23 protein-coding genes and 1 pseudogene are annotated in these 23,644 nt (G+C 63.2%); 16 read left to right on the top strand and 8 right to left on the bottom strand.

Annotation, left to right across the window (positions count from 1 at the left end; all coding sequences use genetic code 11):
• Positions 1-1,047, top strand: a 1,047-nt coding sequence (locus ACTJKL_RS20450) for an IS481 family transposase (protein WP_440853663.1), incomplete at its 5' end; no start/stop codon positions are given.
• A 249-nt stretch (positions 1,048-1,296) separates the two neighbouring features.
• Here ACTJKL_RS20450 and copM read toward each other — a convergent pair.
• Together copM and ACTJKL_RS20440 are read right to left on the bottom strand one after the other, a co-directional pair.
• Positions 1,297-1,683: a CopM family metallochaperone gene (copM, locus tag ACTJKL_RS20445; protein ID WP_440853662.1), complete on the bottom strand. Its 387-nt coding sequence runs from the start codon at positions 1,681-1,683 to the stop codon at positions 1,297-1,299.
• A 75-nt stretch (positions 1,684-1,758) separates the two neighbouring features.
• Positions 1,759-2,184 (bottom strand): hypothetical protein, encoded by a 426-nt coding sequence (locus ACTJKL_RS20440; RefSeq protein ID WP_440853661.1) that lies wholly within the window; start codon positions 2,182-2,184, stop codon positions 1,759-1,761.
• A 232-nt stretch (positions 2,185-2,416) separates the two neighbouring features.
• On the opposite strand from ACTJKL_RS20440, the gene hisS reads away from it, so the two are divergent.
• The 5 genes from hisS to ACTJKL_RS20415 all read left to right on the top strand — a co-directional run bounded on the left by hisS (position 2,417) and on the right by ACTJKL_RS20415 (position 7,901).
• Positions 2,417-3,931 carry a histidine--tRNA ligase gene (hisS, locus tag ACTJKL_RS20435; RefSeq protein ID WP_324762998.1) on the top strand — a complete coding sequence of 505 codons (1,515 nt, stop codon included), beginning with the start codon at positions 2,417-2,419 and terminating at the stop codon, positions 3,929-3,931.
• Between the two features lie 5 nt (positions 3,932-3,936).
• On the top strand, positions 3,937-5,076 hold the full coding sequence (locus ACTJKL_RS20430) for an ATP phosphoribosyltransferase regulatory subunit (protein ID WP_379939034.1): 1,140 nt from the start codon (positions 3,937-3,939) through the stop codon (positions 5,074-5,076).
• Positions 5,073-5,768 (top strand): ATP phosphoribosyltransferase, encoded by a 696-nt coding sequence (hisG, locus tag ACTJKL_RS20425; protein ID WP_440853660.1) that lies wholly within the window; start codon positions 5,073-5,075, stop codon positions 5,766-5,768. Before ACTJKL_RS20430 ends, hisG begins: the two co-directional genes overlap by 4 nt.
• Positions 5,769-5,888: 120 nt before the next feature.
• Positions 5,889-6,596 carry a glutathione binding-like protein gene (locus ACTJKL_RS20420; protein WP_440853659.1) on the top strand — a complete coding sequence of 236 codons (708 nt, stop codon included), beginning with the start codon at positions 5,889-5,891 and terminating at the stop codon, positions 6,594-6,596.
• 78 nt (positions 6,597-6,674) lie between these two features.
• Positions 6,675-7,901 carry an NAD(P)/FAD-dependent oxidoreductase gene (locus tag ACTJKL_RS20415; RefSeq protein WP_440853658.1) on the top strand — a complete coding sequence of 409 codons (1,227 nt, stop codon included), beginning with the start codon at positions 6,675-6,677 and terminating at the stop codon, positions 7,899-7,901.
• A 196-nt stretch (positions 7,902-8,097) separates the two neighbouring features.
• On the opposite strand, the gene groL is transcribed toward ACTJKL_RS20415, so the two are convergent.
• Complete coding sequence (gene groL / locus ACTJKL_RS20410; protein WP_010968823.1) at positions 8,098-9,735, bottom strand: chaperonin GroEL; 1,638 nt, start codon at positions 9,733-9,735, stop codon at positions 8,098-8,100.
• A 75-nt stretch (positions 9,736-9,810) separates the two neighbouring features.
• Positions 9,811-10,107 (bottom strand): co-chaperone GroES, encoded by a 297-nt coding sequence (groES, locus tag ACTJKL_RS20405; RefSeq protein WP_011970827.1) that lies wholly within the window; start codon positions 10,105-10,107, stop codon positions 9,811-9,813.
• A 247-nt stretch (positions 10,108-10,354) separates the two neighbouring features.
• On the opposite strand from groES, the gene ACTJKL_RS20400 reads away from it, so the two are divergent.
• The 6 genes from ACTJKL_RS20400 (at position 10,355) to ACTJKL_RS20375 (ending at position 16,891) form a co-directional block, all read left to right on the top strand.
• On the top strand, positions 10,355-10,495 hold the full coding sequence (locus tag ACTJKL_RS20400; RefSeq protein WP_157813643.1) for a hypothetical protein: 141 nt from the start codon (positions 10,355-10,357) through the stop codon (positions 10,493-10,495).
• Between the two features lie 63 nt (positions 10,496-10,558).
• On the top strand, positions 10,559-11,407 hold the full coding sequence (locus ACTJKL_RS20395) for a TIGR01459 family HAD-type hydrolase (protein ID WP_411921929.1): 849 nt from the start codon (positions 10,559-10,561) through the stop codon (positions 11,405-11,407).
• Between the two features lie 13 nt (positions 11,408-11,420).
• Positions 11,421-12,404 (top strand): bifunctional riboflavin kinase/FAD synthetase, encoded by a 984-nt coding sequence (locus tag ACTJKL_RS20390; protein ID WP_018094342.1) that lies wholly within the window; start codon positions 11,421-11,423, stop codon positions 12,402-12,404.
• A gap of 282 nt (positions 12,405-12,686) precedes the next feature.
• Positions 12,687-15,596 carry an isoleucine--tRNA ligase gene (ileS, locus tag ACTJKL_RS20385; RefSeq protein ID WP_440853657.1) on the top strand — a complete coding sequence of 970 codons (2,910 nt, stop codon included), beginning with the start codon at positions 12,687-12,689 and terminating at the stop codon, positions 15,594-15,596.
• Positions 15,597-15,728: 132 nt separating this feature from the next.
• Entirely contained in the window at positions 15,729-16,349 is a 621-nt protein-coding gene (locus ACTJKL_RS20380; protein WP_018094344.1) for a hypothetical protein, read from the top strand.
• 62 nt (positions 16,350-16,411) lie between these two features.
• A complete protein-coding gene (locus ACTJKL_RS20375) occupies positions 16,412-16,891 on the top strand; it encodes a GNAT family N-acetyltransferase (protein WP_018094345.1) in 480 nt (159 codons plus the stop codon).
• A 51-nt stretch (positions 16,892-16,942) separates the two neighbouring features.
• On the opposite strand, the gene ACTJKL_RS20370 is transcribed toward ACTJKL_RS20375, so the two are convergent.
• Positions 16,943-17,392: a nucleoside deaminase gene (locus ACTJKL_RS20370; RefSeq protein ID WP_100669311.1), complete on the bottom strand. Its 450-nt coding sequence runs from the start codon at positions 17,390-17,392 to the stop codon at positions 16,943-16,945.
• Between the two features lie 74 nt (positions 17,393-17,466).
• Between ACTJKL_RS20370 and ACTJKL_RS20365 the strand changes: the two genes are divergently transcribed.
• From ACTJKL_RS20365 to ACTJKL_RS20355, 3 genes are all read left to right on the top strand, one after another.
• A complete protein-coding gene (locus ACTJKL_RS20365; RefSeq protein WP_440853656.1) occupies positions 17,467-19,164 on the top strand; it encodes a pseudouridine synthase in 1,698 nt (565 codons plus the stop codon).
• A 6-nt stretch (positions 19,165-19,170) separates the two neighbouring features.
• Complete coding sequence (gene rsmD, locus ACTJKL_RS20360; protein WP_440853655.1) at positions 19,171-19,731, top strand: 16S rRNA (guanine(966)-N(2))-methyltransferase RsmD; 561 nt, start codon at positions 19,171-19,173, stop codon at positions 19,729-19,731.
• A gap of 72 nt (positions 19,732-19,803) precedes the next feature.
• Positions 19,804-20,703 carry a patatin-like phospholipase family protein gene (locus ACTJKL_RS20355; RefSeq protein ID WP_100669305.1) on the top strand — a complete coding sequence of 300 codons (900 nt, stop codon included), beginning with the start codon at positions 19,804-19,806 and terminating at the stop codon, positions 20,701-20,703.
• Positions 20,704-20,801: 98 nt separating this feature from the next.
• Here the strand turns inward: ACTJKL_RS20355 and ACTJKL_RS20350 are convergent, their stop codons facing one another.
• The 3 genes from ACTJKL_RS20350 to ACTJKL_RS20340 all read right to left on the bottom strand — a co-directional run bounded on the left by ACTJKL_RS20350 (position 20,802) and on the right by ACTJKL_RS20340 (position 23,214).
• The gene (locus tag ACTJKL_RS20350) at positions 20,802-21,188 is read right to left on the bottom strand and encodes a hypothetical protein (protein WP_440853654.1); all 387 of its coding nucleotides are present in this window, start codon (positions 21,186-21,188) and stop codon (positions 20,802-20,804) included.
• Positions 21,189-21,270: 82 nt separating this feature from the next.
• Positions 21,271-21,528, bottom strand: a complete 258-nt coding sequence (locus tag ACTJKL_RS20345; protein WP_379938765.1) for a type II toxin-antitoxin system VapB family antitoxin — start codon at positions 21,526-21,528, stop codon at positions 21,271-21,273.
• Between the two features lie 660 nt (positions 21,529-22,188).
• Positions 22,189-23,214, bottom strand: coding sequence for an IS110 family RNA-guided transposase (locus ACTJKL_RS20340; protein ID WP_097523380.1), 1,026 nt, complete (start codon positions 23,212-23,214; stop codon positions 22,189-22,191).
• Positions 23,215-23,414: 200 nt separating this feature from the next.
• On the opposite strand from ACTJKL_RS20340, the pseudogene ACTJKL_RS20335 reads away from it, so the two are divergent.
• A pseudogene (locus ACTJKL_RS20335) lies at positions 23,415-23,644 on the top strand (IS110 family transposase); the annotation flags it as partial.

The raw sequence follows: 23,644 nt of genomic DNA, 5'->3' as shown, positions 1-23,644 counted from the left end.
TGGCTGGCGCGGTGGCAGGCAGGTGACCGGGAGCTGGCTGATCGCTCGCGCCGCCCGCATGTGAGCCCGTTGCAGTCGAGCGCGGCGGTGGAGACAGAGGTGCTTGCGGTGCGCGATGCGCATCCGGCGTGGGGCGCACGCAAGATCGCGCGCGTTCTGGAAGACCGGGGGCAGCATGCGCCGGCGCCTTCGACGGTTCATGCTATCCTGAAGCGCCATGAGCGGATCATGCCGCCGGTCGGTGGCGCGCCGGCGACCCAGCGCTTCGAGAAGGAGGCGCCGAACCAGCTCTGGCAGATGGATTTCAAGGGCTGGGTTCGGCTCGGCGATGGCACGCCCTGCCATCCGCTGACGATGGTGGACGACCATTCCCGCTTCGTGCCTTGCCTGGCGGCCTGCGCCAACCAGCAGGGAGTGACCGTGCGCGGCCATCTGGAGCGGACATTCCGGCGCTACGGCCTGCCGGACGCCCTTTTCGTCGATAATGGCGCGCCCTGGGGCGAGGCCTCGGGCAAGCGTTGGACAAGACTTGGCGTGTGGCTGTTGAAGCTCGGCGTCGGCCTCCTGCATAGCCGGCCCTATCATCCGCAGAGCCGCGGCAAGAATGAGCGCTTCCATCGCACGCTCAAGGCCGAAATATTCGATTTCGCCCGATTTTCCGATCTGGCTGCCGTCCAGCGCGCCTTCGATGCCTGGCGCGAACTCTATAATTTCGAGCGGCCCCATGCCGCGCTCGATCTCGACGTGCCGGCCCGTCGCTATCGTCCCAGTTCGCGCCCCATGCCCGAGCACCTTCCAGAGGTGATCTACGATGAAGGCGAGGTCGTCCGCACCGTCCCCAGCACCAAGGCCTATGTCAGCTTCAAAGGCCGCAAGTGGAAAGTCCCAAAGGCCTTCTGCGGCGAACGCATCGCCATTCGCCCGCTCGACACGGACGGGCGATACGGCATCTTCTTCGCTGCCCTCCGCATCGCAGCCGTCGACTTGACAACCAAGCAATCCGGCAGTGATCTATCCGAACAGGTGTCAGCTATCTCCCCGGGCTAAACACTTGTCACAGGGATCCAGCAGCGCCGCGTCTGCGGCGCGGCAAGCGTTTTTTCAGCCCAAGGACTTGGTCTGGCTGGATTCCTGTGACAAGCGCAGGAATGAGGAATTCAACAAGCGGCGGCGGGTATTCAATCTCAACAGGCCTTAGAGCGGAATGAGGAAAACTGTGCGCCGCCCGCATGCCGCTCTTCTTGCAATCGATCACGTTCATGCTTTTAGGTCGACCCGACCTAAAAGCACCGTGATCTAGCCGCCATTGCGGGCCAGCCATTCCTTCATCATCCTGATCTCCGCTTCCTGGGCCTTGATGATGTCATCCGCGAGTTTGCGGATCGCTTCGTCCTTGCCGTGTTCGAGCTCGACCTTCGCCATGTCGATCGCTCCCTGGTGGTGAGCGATCATGGCGCGTACGAAATCGAGATCGGCATTGCCGCTGAAGGCGATGTCCATGTCCTTGTGCATCCTGGCGTTCGCTTCGGCGAAGGCCTTGCTCGACGGGGGCGCGTCACCCGCCGCGCCGCTCTCTGCCGAGCCGTGATGCATGCTGCCGTGGTCGGTCTCCTGCGCCAGCACGGGAACAGCAGCGAACGTGGCGGCGAGAAACAGGGCAGCCAGGGATCGTTTGAGGACCATTTCGTTTCCTTTCATCGAGTCCGCCGCTCACAGGGGCGGACAGAATGCAAAGATGATGGAAATTGGCACGCGCCGTCAGGCGTCCGTATTGTCGCTATCCGGAAGGGCGAACACGCCTTCGAGCGAACCCTCTGCGCCCTCGTCCGTAAGCGTCGAATTGCCGATGCAATAGAGTGGCGAAGGATGTCCCGTTATGCCGCGGACGGTGGTCGAGAAGCAGAAGGACGAGGAGCTTTCCGTCGCCTGTTCCAGAATGTTCAGGATCGTGGACCGGTCGCCTCTGTCATAGGCCCTGACAAGGTCGACGATGCCGCAGGGATTGCGCCGCAGACCGAGGAGGGCAGCGGTTTTGGAACCTATCATGAAAGCGCCGCTGGAAAGGTCGCAGCGCCATGGCTCCACCAGGCAACCCGCCTGCGAGACGCGGCGGGTCCAGGCTCTGTGCGTCTCCGGACTCAAAGGTTTTATGGATCCGGATCCCGGTGTCATGAAGTTCAGCATATCGCTCAGTCCCCAAAGTCGCCCTCGATCTGCTGCGTAACCTATACGCGTAAATTGCGAGATATACAATCACGGCATTGTGATCGGGCCTTTCGCGCAGGAACGCATGCAACGCCGCAATGTTCCGCAAGGCCGCACGCGCGCGGTCTTGCGGCTTGTCGCCGCCCTTGCCGCCCCTGCCATGATCCGGTAGGGAAGGCACCGACCAAGCTTGAAGTCCGGAATGCTTTCAATGAATGAAAAACAGAAGAAAACGCAGAAGCTCAGGGCACGCCTGCCGCGCGGCTTCGTCGACCGGTCGGCCGCGGACATTCGCGCCGTCGACGAGATGATCGCGAAAATCCGCGAAGTCTACGAACGTTACGGCTTCGATCCGGTCGAGACGCCGCTTTTCGAATATACCGACGCGCTCGGCAAGTTCCTGCCCGACAGCGACCGGCCGAATGAAGGTGTCTTTTCGCTGACCGACGACGACGACCAGTGGCTGAGCCTGCGCTACGATCTGACTGCGCCTCTCGCACGTCACGTGGCCGAGAATTTCAATGAAATCCAGCTTCCCTATCGTACCTATCGCGCCGGTTACGTTTTCCGCAACGAGAAGCCGGGCCCGGGCCGCTTCCGCCAGTTCATGCAGTTCGATGCCGATACGGTCGGTGCCGCCGGCGTGCAGGCCGATGCCGAAATGTGCATGATGATGGCCGACACGATGGAGGCGCTCGGCATTGCCCGCGGCGATTACGTGATCCGCGTCAACAACCGCAAGGTACTCGACGGCGTTCTGGAGGCGATCGGTCTCGGCGGAGTCGAGCAGACGAATACGCGGCTGACGGTGCTGCGCGCCATCGACAAGCTCGACAAGTTCGGTCCGCAAGGCGTGCGGCTGTTGCTGGGTGAAGGGCGCAAGGACGAGAGCGGCGACTTCACCAAGGGCGCCGGGCTGAACGAGGAGCAGATCGGCAAGATCCTTTTCTTCGTTGGGATCACGGACTATGCGAGCAGCGCGGACGATCTGGCGGCGCTCGTCGCCGGAACGGCCCGCGGCGCCGAGGGCGTCACCGAGTTGAACACGATCCGCAGCCTTGTACTCAGCGCCGGCTACGAGGCGGACCGCATCAAGATCGACCCCTCCGTCGTGCGCGGCCTCGAATATTATACCGGCCCCGTCTTCGAAGCGGAGTTGCAGTTCGCCGTCACCAATGAAAAGGGCGAGCAGGTCGTCTTCGGCTCCGTCGGCGGGGGCGGCCGCTACGACGGCCTCGTGTCGCGCTTCATGGGACAGCCGGTACCGGCGACCGGCTTCTCCATCGGCGTGTCGCGGCTGATGACGGCACTCAAGAATCTGGGCAAGCTGGGCGCCGAACAGGTCACCGCTCCGGTTGTCGTTTGCGTCATGGATCGCGATATCGAAAGCATGGGGCGTTACCAGCGTTTCGTGCAGGATCTGCGGCATGCCGGCATCCGCGCCGAAATGTACCAGGGCAACAAGAAGAACTTCGGCGACCAGCTCAAATATGCCGACCGTCGCGGATCGCCGATCGCCGTGATCCAGGGGGGCGACGAGCGCGCCTCCGGCGTTGTGCAGATCAAGGACCTGATCGAAGGCAAGCGGCTTTCGGGTGAAATCGAGGATAATGTCGCCTGGCGCGAGGCGCGTGTCGCGCAGGTTTCCGTCCCGGAAGGCGAACTCGTCGCGAAGGTGCGCGAAATTCTGGCGGAACAGGCCGAGGACCGGAAAAGGGCGGGTTGACCGCAATGCCTCTGATCAATCTTCCCGCCTTTGCCGGCGACCTTCTCGCAGATTTCGAGCGCCGGAACACGCTGCGCGTCGATACGCCGGTCATCCAGCCGGCGGAGCCTTTCCTCGACATGGCCGGCGAAGATCTGCGCCGGCGCATTTTCATGACCGAGAGCGAGACCGGCGAGAGCCTTTGCCTGCGCCCCGAGTTCACCATTCCCGTCTGCCTCCGTCATATCGAGACCGCAACCGGCACGCCGCAGCGTTACGCCTATCTGGGCGAGGTGTTCCGGCAGCGCCGCGAAGGATCGAGTGAATTCTATCAGGCGGGCATCGAAGACCTCGGCGATCCGGATACGGCCGCTGCCGACGCCCGCGTGGTCGGCGACGCTATGTTCGTCCTCGCCAACCGGCTGCCGGGCGAGCGGCTGAACGTGACGCTCGGCGACCAGTCGGTGTTCGAAGCGGTGATTGCCGCATGCGGCCTGCCCGGGGGCTGGCAGAAGCGCCTCATCCATGCTTTCGGCGATCAAAAGCAGTTGGAACGGCTTCTGGCGGCGCTCGCCGATCCGAAGTCGCCCGGCGTCTTCGGTCACGACGTCGAGCGCGTCGCGGCGCTCGGCATGCTCGAGGACGAGGAGCGGCTCGTCGCCCATATCGGCGAGACGATGAAGGCGACCGGCTATTCGACCAATGCGAGCCGCTCGCCCCGCGATATAGCGCGGCGCCTGAAGGAAAAAGTCGAACTCGCCGCCACCCGGCTGGACAAGGAGGCGCTCGGCGTCATGCGCGCGTTCTTGGCTTTCGATCTGCCCCTCGCCGATGCTCCGGCGGCGCTCCACCGCTTCGCCGGCAAGGCGCGCCTGAAGATCGATGATGCGCTGGCGCTTTTCGACGCGCGCGTGGCCGCGCTTGCAAGGACCGGCGCCGATCCCGGTCTGATGCGCTACCGCGCCGCCTTCGGCCGGCCGCTTGATTACTACACCGGGCTCGTCTTCGAAATCGGGGTCGAAGGCACGCCGGCGGTGCTCGCCGGCGGCGGCCGGTTCGACCGCCTTCTGACTTTGCTCGGTGCCCGCGAGCATATTCCGGCCGTCGGCTTTTCCCTCTGGCTCGACCGGATAGAACAGGCGATCGCTGCGGGGAGGGCGGAATGACCGTCACCATTGCGCTGCCCTCCAAGGGGCGAATGAAGGATGAGGCCTCGGCGATCTTCGAACGCGCCGGAATGAAGATTGCGGCAGTCGGCAGCGACCGGTCCTATCGCGGCCGCGTTGAAGGGTGGGACGACGTCGAGATCGCCTATTTGTCCGCCTCGGAAATCGCCCGTGAGATCGGCAGCGGCGCGGTCGATTTCGGCGTCACGGGCGAGGACCTCGTGCGCGAAGGCCTGGCGGACGCCGATGCCCGTGTCGAATTCGCCGCCCGGCTCGGCTTCGGTCACGCCGATGTGGTCGTCGCGGTACCCGAGATCTGGTACGACGTCGACACCATGGCCGACCTCGGCGATGTCGCGGCGGACTTCCGCGCCCGCCATGGCCGCCGGCTTGCGATCGCCACCAAATACTGGCGTCTGACGCAGCATTTCTTCTCGGGCAGCCACGGCATCCAGCTCTACCGCATCGTCGAGAGTCTGGGAGCGACCGAAGGCGCGCCCGCGTCCGGCTCCTCCGACATCATCGTCGACATCACCTCGACGGGCTCGACGCTCAAGGCCAACCATCTGAAGATCCTTTCTGACGGTGTGATCCTGCGCTCCGAGGCCTGCCTCGTGCGGGCGCGCAAGGCCACCCACGAGGGCAATCCGGTGATCGACCGGATCGTTGCTGCCGTGCGGGCCGTGCTCTGAGCGCGAGGACGGCGAAGGTGAAGACCGGCAAATTTGCCTTCGACCCTGACAAATGCAACCGACGCTCCCTATGTTGGGGCGGCAGACACCCTTTCGATTTCCCACCTAGAGGCATCCGTCATGGCTGATCTTTCTTCGTTTCCGATCACGGCTCGCTGGCCGGCGAAAAGTCCCGATATCATCCAGCTCTATTCGCTCCCGACGCCGAACGGCGTTAAGGTCTCGATCGCGCTCGAAGAACTGGGCCTGGCCTATGAGGCACACCGCATTTCCTTCGATACCAACGAGCAGAAGTCGCCCGAATTCCTGTCCCTCAATCCGAACGGCCGCATTCCGGCGATCATCGATCCGAACGGACCGGACGGAAAGCCCATCGGCCTCTTCGAATCCGGCGCGATTCTGATCTATCTTGCAGAAAAGGCCGGCAAGCTCCTCCCGGCCGATGCGGCCCGCCGTTACGAGACGCTGTGCTGGGTGATGTTCCAGATGGGCGGCATCGGACCGATGTTCGGGCAGTTCGGCCATTTCTTCAAATTTGCCGCCGACAAGGTCGCCAACAACCCCTATCCGGTTCAGCGCTATCGCGACGAAGCGAAGCGTCTTCTCGGCGTCCTCGAAGCGCGGCTCGAGGGCCGTCAATGGCTGATGGGGGACGAATACACCATCGCCGACATCGCGACCTATCCTTGGGTGGAAGGGGCCCGCAAATTCTATGGCGGCGCCGAGGTGCTCGACTATAAGAGCTTCCCGAACGTCATGGACTGGGTGGATCGCGGCCTGGCACGCCCCGCCGCCCAAAAGGGCATGGAGATCCCGCGCAAGGAGTAGTTTCGGGCGGGGGCCTCCGCCGGAGATTGACCGGATGCCGGCCGGGAGGATAGCGATGGGCAGAGACGATTGAGACGGATGGAGCAGGTGTCGGGAAGACTTGTTGTTGTCGGTGGCGGTCAAGCCGCATTCGCTTTGGTCGCCAAGCTTCGCGCCCTCAAGGACATGCGTCCGGTCACCGTGGTTGCCGCCGAAGCGAGCCTGCCCTACCAGCGGCCGCCGCTCTCCAAGAAATATCTGCTGCGCGAAATGACCCTCGATCGCCTGCTTTACCGGCCGGAGCCCTGGTATGCGGAGCACGTGATCGACATACGTGTTTCGACCGCCGCGACGGCGATCGATCGCGCCGCCAAACGCGTGACGCTCAGCGATGGCTCCAAACTTGCCTATGAGACGCTTGCCCTCGCGACCGGCGCCACGCCGCGTCGGCTGCCGGCTGCGGCGGGCGGCGATCTCGCGGGCGTTTTCGTCGTGCGCGATTTCCGGGATGCCGACCGGCTGGCAGAGGAGATGCAGCCCGGCCGGCGGGTGCTGGTCGTCGGTGGCGGTTACATCGGCCTCGAGGCTGCGGCGGTTGCCCGGACCACGGGGCTCGAGGTCACAGTCATCGAAATGGCCGACCGGATCCTTCAGCGTGTCGCCTCCGGCGCCACCTCGGCGATCGTCCGCGAAATTCACCGCTCGCACGGCGTCGATATACGTGAACGCACGGGGCTCCATCGTCTGATCGGCGACAACGGCCGCGTTACGGCGGCGGAACTCTCCGACGGCTCCGTCATTCCCGTCGATATCGTGATCGTCGGCATTGGCGTGGCGGCGAATGATTCGCTGGCGCACGAAGCCGGCATCGAAACCGCAAACGGCATTGTCGTCGACAGCCATGGCCGGACCTCAGATCCAACGATCTTCGCCGTGGGCGACTGCGCCGTCCTGCCGTGGGACGGCATGCGCATCCGCCTCGAATCCGTGCAGAATGCCGTCGACCAGGCGGAGGCGGTTGCCGCGGTTCTCGCGGGCAGTACCGATCCCTACGACCCGAAGCCCTGGTTCTGGTCCGACCAGTACGACGTCAAGCTGCAGATTGCCGGCTTCGGCCTCGGCCACGACGAAACGCTCGTCCGCCAGGGCCAGCGCGAGGGCAGCGTCTCGGTCTGGTATTTCCGCCAGGGCAAACTGGTCGCCGTCGATGCGATCAACGACGCCAAGGCCTATGTGACGGGAAAGAAGCTTCTCGAGGCGGGCGCCACGCCGGACCGTGTGCTGCTCGCGAATCCGCAGGTCGATCTGAAGGCATTGCTGACTTAGAGCACTTCCAGGAGAAGTGTGTAACGGTTTTCCGTCCGGAAATGCGTTGGACCAAAGGGTCAGAACATTTCAGTGTTTCCATGAAACATTGAAATGCTCCAGCGCGGCCGCATGCGCTCCGGCATTATAAAACAAAAAGGGCGGCTCGAGAGCCGCCCTTCGGATCCGGATGGATCGTGCTAAGGCTGTCGCCTTATCACATCATGTCCATTCCGCCCATTCCGCCCATGCCGCCCGGCATTGCCGGAGCGTCCTTCTTGGGCAGTTCGGCGATCATGGCTTCGGTGGTGATGAGCAGCGAAGCAACCGAGGCTGCGTCCTGAAGCGCTGTGCGAACGACCTTGACCGGGTCGATGATGCCCATGGCGATCATGTCGCCATATTCGCCGGTCTGGGCGTTGTAGCCGAAGTCGTCGGTGTTCTTCTCGAGGATCTTGCCGACAACGATGGATGCTTCGTCGCCAGCGTTTTCGACGATCTGACGGGCCGGAGACTGCAGAGCGCGGCGAACGATGTTGACGCCGGCGTCCTGATCGTCGTTTTCACCCTTGACGGTGATCTTGACGGAAGAACGCAGAAGGGCAACACCGCCGCCCGGTACGATGCCTTCCTGAACTGCAGCGCGCGTCGCGTTGAGGGCGTCGTCGATGCGGTCCTTCTTTTCCTTCACTTCGACTTCCGTCGCACCGCCGACGCGGATGACGGCGACGCCGCCGGCGAGCTTGGCAAGGCGCTCCTGCAGCTTCTCACGGTCGTAGTCGGAGGTGGTTTCTTCGATCTGGGCCTTGATCTGAGCGACGCGGCCTTCGATGTCGGACTTCTGGCCGGCACCGTCGACGATCGTCGTGTTTTCCTTGGTGATCGAAACCTTCTTCGCGCGGCCGAGCATGTCGAGCGTGACGCTTTCGAGCTTGATGCCGAGGTCTTCCGAGATCACCGTGCCGCCCGTCAGGATGGCGATGTCTTCGAGCATGGCCTTGCGGCGGTCGCCGAAGCCCGGGGCCTTGACGGCAGCGATCTTCAGGCCGCCACGCAGCTTGTTGACGACGAGCGTTGCGAGTGCTTCGCCTTCGACGTCTTCAGCGATGATGAGGAGCGGCTTGCCGGTCTGAACGACGGCTTCGAGAACCGGGAGCATCGCCTGCAGGTTGGAGAGCTTCTTCTCGTGCAGGAGAATGAAAGCGTCTTCCAGGTCGGCGACCATCTTTTCCGGGTTGGTGACGAAGTAGGGCGACAGGTAGCCGCGGTCGAACTGCATGCCTTCGACGACTTCGAGCTCGGTTTCGGCGGTCTTGGCTTCTTCAACCGTGATGACGCCTTCGTTGCCGACCTTCTGCATCGCTTCGGCGATGTCGAGACCGATCTGCTTTTCGCCGTTTGCCGAGATCGTGCCGACCTGGGCGACTTCGTCCGAGGTGTTGATCTTCTTGGCCTTGGCGAGCAGGTCCTTGACGACTTCGGCGACAGCCAGGTCGATACCGCGCTTCAGGTCCATCGGGTTCATGCCGGCGGCAACGGCCTTCGCGCCTTCGCGAACGATCGCCTGGGCGAGAACGGTTGCAGTCGTCGTGCCGTCACCGGCGATGTCGTTGGTCTTCGAAGCGACTTCGCGGACCATCTGGGCGCCCATGTTCTCGAACTTGTCTTCGAGTTCGATCTCCTTGGCGACCGAAACGCCGTCCTTGGTGATGCGCGGCGCGCCGAACGACTTGTCGATAACGACATTGCGGCCCTTCGGGCCGAGCGTCACCTTGACTGCGTCGGCGAGGATGTCGACGCCGCGCAGCATCTTTTCGCGCGCGCTGCGGCCGAACTTGACTTCTTTAGCTGCCATTTTGAAAGCTCCTGGTTTCGAAACTCCGGAACTGGTCCGGTTTCAAATTATGGAATTTGAAGGGGTGCCGGCCGATCAGCCGATGACGCCCATGATGTCGGCTTCCTTCATGATCAGAAGGTCTTCGCCGTCGATCTTGACTTCGGTGCCGGACCACTTGCCGAACAGAATGCGGTCGCCGGCCTTGACGTCGAGCGGAACAACCTTGCCGCTTTCGTCGCGGGCACCCGAACCGACAGCCACGATTTCGCCTTCCTGCGGCTTTTCCTTAGCGGTGTCCGGAATGATGATGCCGCCCTTGGTCTTTTCTTCAGACTCGACGCGGCGGACGACAACGCGGTCGTGCAGCGGACGGAAATTGGTGCTTGCCATTGTCTAATCCCTCGATCAAATGACACTGCGGGTCGCGAATGGACCCGCCGGATGGGTGTTAGCACTCTTATCAAGTGAGTGCTAGCGCCAGCCGAGATAAGGGTGGCCGTGAAATGAGTCAAGGATCGGTTCCGAGATTTTTTGCCGGCCGTGATCGTTGACAGCGCCGAGCCCCCGCCGCGGCTTGTTTGATTATCTCATCCCTGGAAGAGGCGAGACTGCAGGATCCGTTTCCTGCCAAAGGAACATGCCGGAGACCGCGCAGTCGCCACGCGAGGAATTCAAGCGCATCGCCATGCGCGCCGGCAAAACCGACCTGAGCTTCGACGCGCCGCTTCCTGGAATTGCTTTAAAATCCTTGGGAAGTGCCGCGTTTTTCTCGGCGTGAGGCTTGTATTCTTGCCCCTTCCTTGCGATGTCAGCCGGAAAGCCGAGTTTGCAGGAAGCCAGCATGGCCGTCAGGATCAATAGTTTTCGGGAAATCGCCGGTCGTTACGACGTGGTCCTTTGCGACGTCTGGGGCGTGCTTCACAACGGCATTCAAGCCTTTGCATCCGCCTGCGAAGCGCTGGCCGAGGCGCGCGCCCAGGGGCTGACCGTCGTTCTCATCACCAATTCACCCCGGCCGCATCCGGGCGTCACGGTGCAAATCCGCGGCCTCGGCGTCCCCGACGAAGCCTATGACCGTATCGTGACCTCCGGCGACGTGACGCAGGCGCTGATTGCGGCGGCCGACAAACGCATCTTCTTCATCGGAGCCGACCGGGATCTGCCGCTGCTCGAAGGGCTCGGCACCGAGATCGTATCCGCCGACGAGGCCGAGACGATCGTCTGCGCCGGCTTCTACGACGACGAGACCGAGACGCCCGAGCACTACCGCGCGACGCTGACGGGGCTCGCCAAGCGGAAAATACCGTTCATCTGCGCCAACCCCGATCTTGTCGTGGAGCGCGGGCATAGGCTCATCCCCTGTGCCGGTGCCATCGCCAAACTCTATGAAGAGCTCGGCGGCGAGGCCCGCATTGCCGGCAAGCCCTATATCGCGATCTATCAGGCCGCTCTCGCGCAGGCCAAGTCCGCCAGGGGTAATTTCGATCTTTCGCGCGTCATCGCCATCGGTGACGGGATGCCGACCGACGTCAAGGGTGCCCAGGATGCCGGCTTCGACCTGCTCTACATCAGCGCGGGCATCCATGCGCAGGAATACATGCACGAAAGCCGCACCGACGAAGCGAGGCTCATGGCCTTCCTGAGGCAGAATGGGGCGCAGCCGAAATGGTGGATGCCGCGGCTGGCATGACGGGACGATCGGCATGACCGTTTTTCACCGCAACGAGACCCGCGATCCGCTGCCCGAACATCTACGCGGCGGTGTGGTCGCGATCGGCAATTTCGACGGCGTGCATCGCGGCCATCAGTCGGTGCTGAACCGCGCGCTGGAGGAGGCGGTGAAGCGGGCCGTTCCGGCGCTCGTGCTCACCTTCGAGCCGCATCCGCGTACCGTGTTCCGGCCCGACGCGCCGGTGTTCCGCCTCACCCCGGCGCCGCTGAAAGCCCGCATACTCGAGGGAATGGGATTCGGTGCCGTCATCGAATATCCTTTCGACCGGAGCTTTTCGGAGCTTTCGGCCTCCGACTTCATTCATAGCATCCTGCGCGAATGGCTGCACGCCTCCCATGTCGTCACCGGTTTCGATTTCCATTTCGGCAAGGGGCGGGAAGGCGGGCCGGCCTTCCTGATGGCGTCCGGGGAGCGCGAGGGATTCGGCGTGACGCTTGTGGATGCATTCCGCGACGAAAACGCCGCCGTGATATCCTCGAGTTTCATCCGCTCCCTGCTGGCCGAGGGCGACGTTTCGCACGCGGCCGGGCTGCTTGGCTATCGCTATACGGTCGAAGCCGAAGTCATCGACGGCAAGAAGCTCGGCCGCACGCTCGGCTATCCGACCGCGAACATGCGCCTGCCGCCCGAGGCGGAACTGAAGAGCGGCATCTATGCGGTGCGTTTCCGGAGGGCGGACGGGTCGCTTCATGACGGTGTCGCAAGCTTCGGCCGTCGCCCGACGGTCGATAGCGACGGCGAAGCATTGCTGGAGACCTTCGTTTTCGATTTCTCCGCGGATCTCTACGGCGAGATCTGCGCCGTATCCTTCTTCGGCCGGTTGCGCGACGAACTCAAGTTCGACGGTCTGGAGCCATTGATGGTCCAGATGCGCAAGGACGAGAGCGAGGCCCGCGCGCTGCTTGCGGGCGTTCAGCCCCTGAGCGAGATCGACCGCAGGCTCAATTTCGCCTGAGCGGCGGCAGGGCCTTACGCCACCCGATGCGTCAAAGATTTCGGGCATGTGCGGCCGGCGGACCTTTTCAAAAGGCGGAAAACGCCTTAAAGAACCGGCCATAATGACCCGGTTCCATCGAGTGATCGTCGATCAGCGAATTATTGGCCCGGCTTTCCGCGCGCTCTAGGCTGCGCCGGAAGGTCCGGGATTTCGGCGTTTCAACGCCCCCATCATCTTCGAGATTACCGAACCCTTCCGCCTGCGTGACTGCCCCGCGCGGAAAACACGAATGCGAAAACCATGACCGAGACCGCTGAAAAGATCGACTATTCTTCCACTCTTTACCTGCCGCAGACGGACTTTCCGATGCGGGCCGGCCTGCCGCAGAAGGAGCCGGAGACCGTCGCCCGCTGGCAGAAGATGGAGCTTTACAAAAAGCTCCGCGCGTCCGCTGCCGGCCGCGAGAAGTTCGTCCTGCACGACGGCCCTCCCTACGCCAACGGCAACATCCATATCGGCCACGCCCTGAACAAGATCCTCAAGGATGTGATCAACCGCTCTTTCCAGATGCGCGGCTTCGATGCCAATTACGTGCCGGGCTGGGACTGCCACGGTTTGCCGATCGAATGGAAGATCGAAGAGAAGTACCGCGAGAAAGGCAAGAACAAGGACGAGGTGCCGGTCAACGAGTTCCGTAAGGAATGCCGTGAATTCGCAAGCGGCTGGATCGGGATTCAGACCGAGGAGTTCAAGCGCCTCGGCATCGAGGGCGACTTCGAAAACCCCTACACCACGATGAATTTCCACGCGGAAGCGCGCATCGCCGGCGAGCTGATGAAGATCGCCAAGTCCGGTCAGCTATATCGCGGCTCCAAGCCGGTCATGTGGTCGGTCGTCGAGCGTACCGCACTGGCCGAGGCCGAGGTGGAATATGCCGACGTCGAAAGCGACATGATCTGGGTGAAGTTCCCGGTGACCGAAGGCCCCGATGCGCTTGCCGGCGCCTTTGTCGTCATCTGGACGACGACCCCCTGGACGATCCCGGGCAACCGTGCGATCGCCTACTCGTCGCGCTATGCCTATGGGCTCTATGAAGTCGCGACCGCCGAGAACGACTACGGCCCGCAGCCGGGCGAGAAGCTGATCTTCGCCAAGCGCCTGGCGGAAGAGTCGGCGGCCAAGGCGAAGGTCACGTTCAACTTCGTGCGCGATGTGGAGGCCGCCGATCTGGCCGCGATTACCTGCGCCCATCCGCTGCACGGCCTGGGTGGCGGTTATGCGTTCAACGTCCCGCTTCTCGACGGCGAGCACGTCACCGACGATGCCGGTACCGGCTTTGTCCATACTGCACCCAGCCATGGCCGCGAGGACTTCGAGGCCTGGATGGACAATGTGCGCGTCCTCGAGGAACGCGGCATCTCGTCCACGATCCCGTTCCCGGTCGACGATGCCGGCTATTTCACCGCCGACGCCCCCGGCTTCGGTCCGGATGCGGAAGGCGGCGCCGGCCGCGTCATAGACGACAAGGGCAAGAAGGGCGACGCCAACGACCGCGTCATCAAGGCCCTTATCGGCCGTCACGCGCTCTTCGCGCGCGGCCGTTTGAAGCATTCCTATCCGCATTCCTGGCGGTCGAAGAAGCCGGTCATCTTCCGCAACACGCCGCAATGGTTCGTCACCATGGACAAGGATTTCGGCGACGGCACGACGCTGCGCTCGCGCGCGTTGAACGCGATCGACGAAACCCGTTTCGTGCCCGGCGCCGGCCAGAACCGTCTTCGGGCGATGATCGAGCAGCGCCCCGACTGGGTGCTTTCGCGCCAGCGCGCCTGGGGTGTGCCGATCGCGATCTTCGCCGACGACGAGGGCGAAATCCTCGTTGACGACGAGGTCAATGCCCGCATCCTCGACGCTTTCGAGAAGGAAGGAGCGGACGCGTGGTTCGCCGAAGGCGCGAAAGAGCGCTTTCTCGGCAACGACCACGACCATGCCCGCTGGCACCAGGTCACGGACATCCTGGACGTATGGTTCGATTCCGGATCGACCCACACCTTCACGCTGGAGGACCGTCCGGACCTGAAATGGCCGGCCGACGTCTATCTCGAAGGCTCCGACCAGCACCGCGGGTGGTTCCATTCCTCGCTGCTCGAAAGCTGCGCGACGCGCGGCCGCGCGCCCTACAACGCCGTCATCACCCATGGCTTCACCATGGATGAGAAGGGCGAGAAGATGTCGAAGTCGAAGGGCAATACCGTCACGCCCCAGGAGGTGATGAAGGATGCCGGCGCCGACATCCTGCGCCTCTGGGTCATGACGACGGACTATTGGGAAGACCAGCGCCTCGGCAAGACCATCATCCAGACGAATATCGATGCATACCGCAAGCTGCGCAACACGATCCGCTGGATGCTCGGCACGCTCGCCCACGACAAGGGTGAGGCTGTAGCGCTTGCCGACATGCCGGAACTCGAAAGGCTGATGCTGCATCGTCTTGCCGAACTCGACCGGCTGGTGCGCGAAGGCTACGACGCCTTCGACTTCAAGAGGATCGCCCGGGCGCTCATCGATTTCTCGAATGTCGAACTCTCGGCTTTCTATTTCGATATCCGCAAGGATGCGCTCTATTGTGACGCGCCGTCGTCGTTGCGCCGCCGCGCGGCCCTGCAGGTCATCCGCACCCTTTTCGATTGCCTGGTGACCTGGCTTGCACCCATGCTGCCCTTCACTGCCGAGGAGGCCTGGCTTTCGCGCAACCCGCAAGCCGTTTCCGTGCATCTCGAACAGTTCCCCACGGTTCCGGCGGAATGGCGTAACGACGCGCTCGCCGAGAAGTGGCGGAAGATCCGCGAAGTGCGCAAGGTGGTGACCGGCGCGCTCGAGATCGAGCGCAAGGAAAAACGCATCGGCTCTTCGCTGGAGGCGGCGCCGGTCGTCCATGTCGCCGATCCGGATCTGCTCCAGGCGCTCAACGGCCAGGACTTCGCCGAGATCTGCATCACCTCGGGGATCGATGTCGACGGGGGCGAGGGCCCGGAGGATGCGTTCAGGCTGCCGGACGTCGCGAAAGTCAGCGTCGTACCGAAACTCGCCGAGGGCCGCAAATGCGCCCGCTCCTGGCGAATCACCACCGATGTCGGCTCCGATCCGCTCTATCCGGACGTCTCCGCGCGCGACGCGGCCGCCCTGCGGGAGCTCGGCTTCAAGCCGTAATCGATCGGTTTACCGGGTGAATTGCGTTCAGGCTCTTCATCCGGTAAAACCTGCCCGAAATTTGGCGGATTTTTCCGCCATGGGGCGCTGAATGGCCGTTTTAGCGACGCGCGGCCGGCTGGAAGGAATCTCATGGGAATGACGCGAGAGTTGCGAGCGGCCGCCGGCATTGCCGCCATCCTGGCGGGAGGTCTGGTGCTTTCCGGCTGCATCGGCGGCCCGACCTACGGAACGGACAAGACGGCCGGCGAGCATTTGCTCGACGATCTAGGCAGCGCGGTCAGCCTCGCTCCCGCGAAGAAGGATCCGGTCAAGTATCAGCCGCGCCCCGGTTTGGTGCTGCCGCCGCAACAGCAGCAGACCGCTCTGGTCGAGCCGCAGCAGTCGCTTGCAAGCCGCGAGGCCAACCCGGCCTGGGTCGAGTCTCCCGAAGAGACGCGCGCGCGTCTGCGCGAAGAGGCGGACGCCAACAAGAACGATCCCAACTACGTCTCGCCGCTGGCAAAAGCGAATGCCAACGGCCGCCGCCTTTCCGCCAAGGAACAGCAGGAGGCCTATCGCGAGGCGCGCAAGATCGAGCAGGGCGCCTATGCGGACAAGCGCCGTTTCCTGAGCGATCCGCCGCTCGAATACCGTCGACTGCCGGAGGGGGCTGAAGCCGATCTCGGAGAGCCCGAAAAGGACAAGGCGCGCCGCCGCAAGAAGGAGGCGCAGATCAAGAACTCCGGAAGCAAGTGGTACTGGCCGTTTTAGAGCGGAATGAGAAACTGCGTGCGGCTCCGTTCGCATCCAAGTTTTAGAATTGGTCCAAAGCCATGGCTATCAGCATTCGCGATGCCCTTCCCGGTGACGCTGCGACGATCCTCCGTTTCATCACGGAACTCGCGACTTATGAAAAGGCGCCGCACGAGGTCGAGGCGACTGTCGAGCGCGTGCACGAGTCGCTCTTCGGAGCCGATGCCGTCGCGCGCGCCGTGATCTGCGAGGCCGACGGCAAGCCCGCAGGCTTTGCCGTCTGGTTCTACAGCTATTCCACCTGGCAGGCGCGCAAGGGACTATATCTGGAGGATCTTTACGTCTCGCCGGAGTTTCGGGGCTCGGGCGCCGGCAAGGCGCTCCTGAAGCACCTGGCGCGGACGGCAGTCGCGGAAGGCTGCGGCCGCTTCGAATGGAGCGTGCTCGACTGGAACGAGCCCGCCATCCGCGTCTATGAGGCCGTCGGGGCGGAGCCCATGTCGGAATGGACGCGCTACCGGCTCGCCGGCAAGGGATTGGAAGCGTTCGCAGCGGACTGACACTTCACGCGCTCCCGGGTAGATCGCAACACAGTTTTCCCGAAGTGATTTTTAACGCCGGCTGGCGAAGAATTCACGAAGAATGTCGGCGGCCTCCCGCTCGGCAAGACCGGAATAGACATCCGGCACATGATGGCAGGTGGGGGAAGCATAAAACCTGACGCCGTTGTCGACCGCGCCGCCTTTGGGATCCTCCGCGCCATAATAGAGGCGGCGGATGCGAGCGAAGGAGATCGCAGCCGCACACATGGTGCAGGGCTCGAGCGTGACATAGAGATCGGCTCCCGAAAGACGCTCGTCGCCGACGGCGGCCGCCGCCTGGCGGATCGCCTCGATCTCCGCATGTGCGGTGATGTCGCTGCGTTCGCGGGTGCGATTTCCGGCCGCGGCGATCATCTTGCCGTCGAGCACGATGACGGCGCCGATCGGCACTTCGCCGCGTGCCGCCGCCTTTCGGGCCTCCTGAAGGGCCGCCTGCATGAAGCGTGCCGTTTCTGCCATCGTTCGTTCGATAATTTCCTCTTAACCCACGGCCTACGACCTGATAGGACAGCCGCAAAAGGCAGGCAACACAAATGACATCCAAAGACAAGCCCACGAGGCCCGGCGGCAAGGCCAAGGGTCGCGACAAGAAACCTCATTCCGGCAGCGAGAAGCCTGCGGCACGGGCAGCCGGCAACAGTCCGGCAGCGCCCACCGGTGCGGACGAGCCGCAACGCATCTCGAAGATCCTGTCGCGCGCAGGCGTCGCCTCGCGTCGCGACGTCGAGCGGATGATCATGGAAGGGCGGGTCAGCCTCAATGGCGTCGTGCTCGACACGCCGGTCGTCAATGCGACCCTTGCCGACAGGATCGAGGTCGACGGCCATCCGATCCGCGGCATCGAACGGACACGGCTCTGGCTTTATCACAAGCCGGGCGGCCTCGTGACGACCAATGCCGATCCGGAAGGCCGTCCGACGGTTTTCGAGAACCTGCCCGAGGATCTGCCGCGCGTTCTGTCGGTGGGCCGCCTGGACATCAATACCGAGGGCCTGCTGCTCCTGACGAACGACGGCGGGCTTGCCCGCGTGCTCGAGTTGCCGTCGACCGGCTGGCTGCGCCGCTACCGCGTGCGGGCGCACGGGGAAATCGATCAGGAGGCGCTCGACCGTCTGAAGGAGGGCATCGCGGTCGAAGGCGTTCTCTACGGAGCGATCGAGGCGACGCTGGACCGGGTGCAGGGCTCGAACGTCTGGATCACCATGGGCCTGCGGGAAGGCAAGAATCGCGAGATCAAGAATGTGCTCGGCGCGCTCGGCCTCGATGTCAACCGGCTGATCCGCATCTCCTACGGTCCGTTCCAGCTTGGCGAGCTGCCGATCGGTCAGGTTCAGGAAATACGCGGCCGCACGCTGCGCGAGCAGCTGGGGCCTCGGCTGATCGCCGATGCCAAGGCAAATTTCGACGCGCCGATCTATAACGATCAGCCGGCTGCTGCCGAGCCTGAAGCGGAGCCCGCCAACCACGCAAAGGCGGAATGGGGCAACAAGCGCGAAAAGGCCGAGGACAAGCGGGAGCGTGCTCTTGCCCGTCTCGATACCCGACGCGACGATGGTCGCCCGAATGAACGCGGCCGCAGCCGCGGTAAGCCGGAGGAGCGTCCGGTGCGCCCGCCGGTCCGGCGCAACCGCTCTTCCAACGTCTGGATGGCGCCGGGTGCGCGTCCGACCGTAGAGAAAAAGCCGAAGGCAGCGGAGGACGAGCTGTCGCCGAAGGCGGCGCGGCGCGCGCCTGCGGAAGGCAAACGGCGCGACCGGCCGAAGGACGCTGCGGCGAAAGCAGCGGGCGGCTTCGATGCGGAACGCCAGGGCAAGGGGGGTAAATCCGCCGGCCGCAAGGATGCCGCAGGTGCCGGCGGCTTCGAGAGGCGTCGACCGCTCGAAAGCGCGGAGCGGAAATCCCGCGACCATGGCGACCGCCCGCCGCGCCGGCCCAGCGGCGAGCGAGCGGCCCGCCCGGCCGACGACCGCATCTCGTCCGAAGGACGCAAGGAGAACGCTCGGCCGCCGCGTAGCGACGGCAAGAAGAGCTTCGCCGACGACCGGCCACGTGCGAACGCCGGCGGCAAACCGGTTGCTGGAAAACCGGCTTCGGGAAAGCCGGCCGCCCATCGCTCGTCCGGCCCGCGTGCCGGAAAACCCGCCGGCAGCAGACCCGCCGGAGGCAAGCCCGGCGGTCGTCCGGGGGGCGGTAAGCCGCCGGGCAAGGGGCCGCAGGGCAGGGGGAAGTAGGCAGCCGTGCGCATCGTCGGTGGAGAATTTCGCGGCCGCACGCTGGCCGCGCCGAAATCGGACGATATCCGTCCGACCACGGACCGCACGCGCGAGAGCCTGTTTAACATCCTGAGCCACGCATATCCGGAGGCGCTTGACGGAACGCGCGTTCTCGATCTTTTCGCGGGCACGGGGGCCGTCGGGCTCGAGGCGCTGTCGCGCGGCTGCCGGCAGGCCCTCTTCGTGGAGCAGGGGGTCGAGGGACGCGGGCTGCTGCGGATCAACATCGAAGCGCTCGGCCTTCAGGGGCGGGCCAAGATCTTTCGCCGCGACGCGACGGATCTCGGACCGGTCGGGACGATGGAGCCGTTTCATCTGGTGTTCGCAGATCCGCCCTATGGCAGGGGTCTCGGCGAACGCGCTCTGGCCGCGGCCGCCCGCGGCGGTTGGCTCGTTCCGGGTGCCTTTGCAATCCTGGAGGAGCGCGCGGACGTCCGGCCGCAGTTCTCCGAAAGTTTTGAATCGGTCGACGAACGCGCCTTCGGCGATACGCTCATGCATTTTCTGCGTTTCCGAGGCGCCTGAGACCGGCGCAAAGTCGGTTGGAGCTGTTCAGATTCCGCGTGATCTCGGCCTGCCCCTCGTGCAGGATGGCCGATGACGGAGGTGGCGATGGAGCAGAACCTGTCCACGATACGCAAAGCCGCGGGTAGCGAGGGGGAGCCGACCATCGCGCTTGCCCTCGGCGGCGGCGGCGCGCGCGGACTTGCCCACATCCATGTCATCGAGGCGCTTGATGAGATGGGGCTTCGGCCGGCGGTCGTCGCCGGTTCGTCGATCGGCGCTCTCATGGGCGCGGGCGTGGCCGCCGGCATGAGCGGGAAGGAAATCCGTGAACACGTGCTTTCGACCGTCGGCCGGCGTGGGGAGGTTCTCAACCGCCTATGGCGATTGAGGCCGACCAGTCTTGCCGAGGCTGTGGCGAGCGGCTTCCGCGTCGGCCAGTTCAATATAGAGCGTGTGCTGAAGGCCTTCCTGCCTGAGGCGGTGCCTGTCCGCTTCTCCGATCTGGCCATCCCCCTGAAAATCATCGTCACCGACTATTACGGACAGACGGAGCGGGTCTGCGAAAGCGGCGACCTCTATAAGGCGCTCGCTGCCTCCTGCGCCCTGCCGGCGGTATTCATGCCGGTGAAGATTGACGGCCGCGTGATGATCGACGGCGGCATCTATAATCCGATCCCCTTCGATCACCTGCGCGGACTGGCGGATATCGTCGTCGCCGTCGATGTCGTCGGCGGGCCGGATGGCGACGGGGAGACGATCCCGAGCCGTATCGACAGCCTGTTCGGCGCGACCCAGTTGATGATGCAGTCGATCATCACGATGAAGATGCAGGCCGGCGCACCGGATATTCTCCTGCGTCCCGATGTCGGGCGGTTCCGCGTCCTGGATTTCCTGCGCGCCCAGGAATTGCTTACCGCCACCAGCGGGACCAAGGACGAGGTGAAGCGCGCGCTGGCAGAGCGCATCGATCGGTGGAAGAAGGGGATATAGGCGACCGAGGGGCAAATGATCTGTTCAACCGGCTTGAAAACATCCCCGGTCGGAGACGCGGGATGCGGGCGGAAAACCGCACGCGCTTTTCTCCCGCTCTAAGGCCTGTCGAGACTCGGGCCACCCGCTGCGGCTTGTTTGATTTCCTCATTCCTGTGCTTGTCACAGGCATCCAGCCAGACCAAGTCCTTGGGCTGGAAAGGCTCTTCCGCGCCGCGGACGCGGCGCTGCTGGATCTCTGTGACAAGCACAGATCGGCTACGATCAAAGGAAACAAGCTTCAACGCCATTATCCATGTCGCAGCAGCCGTCATAAACTCAAAATGAATCTCAACAGGCCTTAGCACAAGTGTTAACAGGCCCTGATATCTCTCCGCCTTTTCCAGCGTCTCGTCGGCAAGATCCGGCAGAGCATCGTCAGGCTGAGTGACTTCACGCTTCGGCTTTACCAGCGGTTCCGGCCGGACTGGCCTTGAATGTAGCATGTCGCGGCCGGCGGTGACCCTCTGCTTCTTGCAGGACCAACTGCGCGAGCCTTACGCCGCCGGGATATCGGTTTGCGAGAAATCACTTGAGGGGGAGTCCATCCTCGTCATAACCGATGATGTCATCGGAGCTGCGACCGTCGAGGACGGGCATGGCATTCCAGCGGCGTTGAATGGCCTCCAGATCCTTCAGAAGAGCCGCGCGCCGGGCAGCGGTGTCGGTTCGGCGCAATCGTTCTTCGAGGGCACGCTTGGTGGCCAGCGTGATGGATTCCCCTGTCCGCCGCTCAAGTGTGCGGGCAAGCTGCTCGGTTTCTATATCCTTGATGCTCAGCGCCATTAGAGGCTTCCTGGTTCCCACCAGTCTATATTCTACCGGAATGAAACATTGATATCCAGAACGCACGTCCATATTGCGGCAGCAGGGACGGTCGACGGGTCGTGACGCGGAGTTCCTGGAGATCATTTCGGCCCTGACAGAGAGGGCCCTTTCTCTTAGATCAAGATGATTTAAGTCGGATCGACCTAAAACATGAGCGTATCGATTCCAAGAAGTTGAGACGCGGGATGCGGGCGGAAAACCGCACACACTCTTCTCCCGCTCTAAGGCCTGTTGAGATTCTGGCCACCCGCGGCGGCTTGTTTGATTTCCTCATTCCTGTGCTTGTCACAGGAATCCAGCCAGACCAAGTCCTTGGGCTGGAAAGGCTCTTCCGCGCCGCAGACGCGGCGCTGCTGGATCCCTGTGACGAGCACTGTTGGGGTTGTCTAATCGCAGCCGTGGGGTCAAGTATCTTTATATGAGACGCGTGTGCCGGGTTACAGGGTTGTCTTCGCGGTCGGCAGAGGCCGCCGCATCATGGGCTTCGTTGGAAGAGCCTTCAATGTGGACGACGCACTCGGCTGGGTCAGCGGTGCAATCCCATCAACGGAATGGCTCAGCCTACGTCCCGGCAGGGACGTCTCAGGCGCTCAGATACTGAACGCTATCCACCAGCTTTCATGCCGCGGCTCCTGCATTCGGATCGAAGAGCTCGCCGGTCTTGAGCATCGCATGCATGATCACGGCCAGTTTGCGCGCGACAGCGACGGCGGCTCGTTTGAAGCCGAGCCTCTCCCGGAGTCGGAGACCCCATGTTCGTAGTGCGCTCTCTTTCTTGCTGCGGGCCAAGATGACGGACGCGGCCTCATAGAGAAGTCCTCGCAAGTGATTGTCGCCACGCCGGGATATATGCCCGTCATAATCGACCTCCCCAGATTGATACCGACGGGTCGTTAGCCCGATCCAGGCCCCGACATTCCGGGACTTCCTGAAGTTGTCAGGCTCTTCAACGGCAGTGACGAAAGACGTTGCGGTGATCGCGCCTACGCCGGGGATAGACATGAGAAGGCAGCAGGCCTGGCTCTCGCGTGCATCCCTGATGAGTTGACGTCCGAGGTCAGCGGCACGGATCCGGACACTGCGCCAGGCATCCAGAAGCGGTAAGATGATAGCAGCAAGCTGCTCGTGATCGACAAGAAGGCTCCGCACGTTCCGCTCGAACATACTTCCCTTTCCGGCCGGAACAACAAGACCGAAGGTTTTCATGACGCCGCGGATCTGGTTGGAAAGTTCCACAGTGATGCGAACCAGCCGAGTGCGTGCAGCGACGAGCGTACGGGTCAGCATGCTGTCGAAGCCCTTGACGCGTACCTCACGAAAGAATCCCACCTCGGCAAGATGTGCCAGGCCATCGGCATCATTCGCATCAGTTTTGTTAGGCGCCATATCGAGAGCCGCTTTGGCATGACGCGCATCAATGCAGATCGCCGGCACTCCTTCGGCGCACAGCGCATGATAGAACCACACCGAAAGCGGACCGGTCTCAAACACCACGCGTCTGACCGCCGGTGCCCGCTTGCGGATGAGCTCGGCAATGAGCTTGGGATCCGAGGCGCACTTCCCGCGCCAGATGCGTTTGCCGTCGCGGCGGATCGACACCGCCGTCTCTTTCATCGACACGTCGAGACCGATATATTCTTCCATGGCTGTTCTCCATTCGATGCTTGGGCCCGGCGTCCAGTCGTGAGCCCGTATTTCCATCCTATCGGGGAACAGCCACCCTCCAAAGCTATGATTGATTTTGAGGGCGACGCGCTCCCGCGATTACCCCATGTGGACGGCTCTCAACGGCATCGCAATGTGCCAGAGTGAGTCGTTAAGACATCAATCGAGGGAGACCGTCCGTGGAGCAGATTATCCGAATTGGCATGGATACGTCAAAGAGCGTTTTCCAGTTGCATGGAGTGAACGCCGCCGAGCAACCGATCCTGCGCCGGAAGCTGACGCGCAAGGAAATGGTGAAATTCTTCCAGAAGGCGGCACCGACCAGTATTGCGCTGGAAGCGTGTGGTGGTTCCCACCATTGGGCCCGACTGCTGCGTTCCTTCGGCCATGAGGTGAAATTGATCGCGCC

This window comes from Sinorhizobium sp. 22678 (genome assembly GCF_052044265.1).
Classification (GTDB): domain Bacteria; phylum Pseudomonadota; class Alphaproteobacteria; order Rhizobiales; family Rhizobiaceae; genus Sinorhizobium; species Sinorhizobium meliloti_A.
This window is presented reverse-complemented; position numbering and strand designations above follow the sequence as displayed.

What these genes read in the sequence shown, in the direction of transcription:
- copM (WP_440853662.1), bottom strand. Translation starts at nt 1,683, where the DNA reads ATGGTCCTCAAACGATCCCTGGCTGCCCTGTTTCTCGCCGCCACGTTC.
- ACTJKL_RS20440 (WP_440853661.1), bottom strand. Translation starts at nt 2,184, where the DNA reads ATGCTGAACTTCATGACACCGGGATCCGGATCCATAAAACCTTTGAGT.
- hisS (WP_324762998.1), top strand. Translation starts at nt 2,417, where the DNA reads ATGAATGAAAAACAGAAGAAAACGCAGAAGCTCAGGGCACGCCTGCCG.
- ACTJKL_RS20430 (WP_379939034.1), top strand. Translation starts at nt 3,937, where the DNA reads ATGCCTCTGATCAATCTTCCCGCCTTTGCCGGCGACCTTCTCGCAGAT.
- hisG (WP_440853660.1), top strand. Translation starts at nt 5,073, where the DNA reads ATGACCGTCACCATTGCGCTGCCCTCCAAGGGGCGAATGAAGGATGAG.
- ACTJKL_RS20420 (WP_440853659.1), top strand. Translation starts at nt 5,889, where the DNA reads ATGGCTGATCTTTCTTCGTTTCCGATCACGGCTCGCTGGCCGGCGAAA.
- ACTJKL_RS20415 (WP_440853658.1), top strand. Translation starts at nt 6,675, where the DNA reads ATGGAGCAGGTGTCGGGAAGACTTGTTGTTGTCGGTGGCGGTCAAGCC.
- groL (WP_010968823.1), bottom strand. Translation starts at nt 9,735, where the DNA reads ATGGCAGCTAAAGAAGTCAAGTTCGGCCGCAGCGCGCGCGAAAAGATG.
- groES (WP_011970827.1), bottom strand. Translation starts at nt 10,107, where the DNA reads ATGGCAAGCACCAATTTCCGTCCGCTGCACGACCGCGTTGTCGTCCGC.
- ACTJKL_RS20400 (WP_157813643.1), top strand. Translation starts at nt 10,355, where the DNA reads ATGCCGGAGACCGCGCAGTCGCCACGCGAGGAATTCAAGCGCATCGCC.
- ACTJKL_RS20395 (WP_411921929.1), top strand. Translation starts at nt 10,559, where the DNA reads ATGGCCGTCAGGATCAATAGTTTTCGGGAAATCGCCGGTCGTTACGAC.
- ACTJKL_RS20390 (WP_018094342.1), top strand. Translation starts at nt 11,421, where the DNA reads ATGACCGTTTTTCACCGCAACGAGACCCGCGATCCGCTGCCCGAACAT.
- ileS (WP_440853657.1), top strand. Translation starts at nt 12,687, where the DNA reads ATGACCGAGACCGCTGAAAAGATCGACTATTCTTCCACTCTTTACCTG.
- ACTJKL_RS20380 (WP_018094344.1), top strand. Translation starts at nt 15,729, where the DNA reads ATGGGAATGACGCGAGAGTTGCGAGCGGCCGCCGGCATTGCCGCCATC.
- ACTJKL_RS20375 (WP_018094345.1), top strand. Translation starts at nt 16,412, where the DNA reads ATGGCTATCAGCATTCGCGATGCCCTTCCCGGTGACGCTGCGACGATC.
- ACTJKL_RS20370 (WP_100669311.1), bottom strand. Translation starts at nt 17,392, where the DNA reads ATGGCAGAAACGGCACGCTTCATGCAGGCGGCCCTTCAGGAGGCCCGA.
- ACTJKL_RS20365 (WP_440853656.1), top strand. Translation starts at nt 17,467, where the DNA reads ATGACATCCAAAGACAAGCCCACGAGGCCCGGCGGCAAGGCCAAGGGT.
- ACTJKL_RS20355 (WP_100669305.1), top strand. Translation starts at nt 19,804, where the DNA reads ATGACGGAGGTGGCGATGGAGCAGAACCTGTCCACGATACGCAAAGCC.
- ACTJKL_RS20350 (WP_440853654.1), bottom strand. Translation starts at nt 21,188, where the DNA reads ATGCTACATTCAAGGCCAGTCCGGCCGGAACCGCTGGTAAAGCCGAAG.
- ACTJKL_RS20345 (WP_379938765.1), bottom strand. Translation starts at nt 21,528, where the DNA reads ATGGCGCTGAGCATCAAGGATATAGAAACCGAGCAGCTTGCCCGCACA.
- ACTJKL_RS20340 (WP_097523380.1), bottom strand. Translation starts at nt 23,214, where the DNA reads ATGGAAGAATATATCGGTCTCGACGTGTCGATGAAAGAGACGGCGGTG.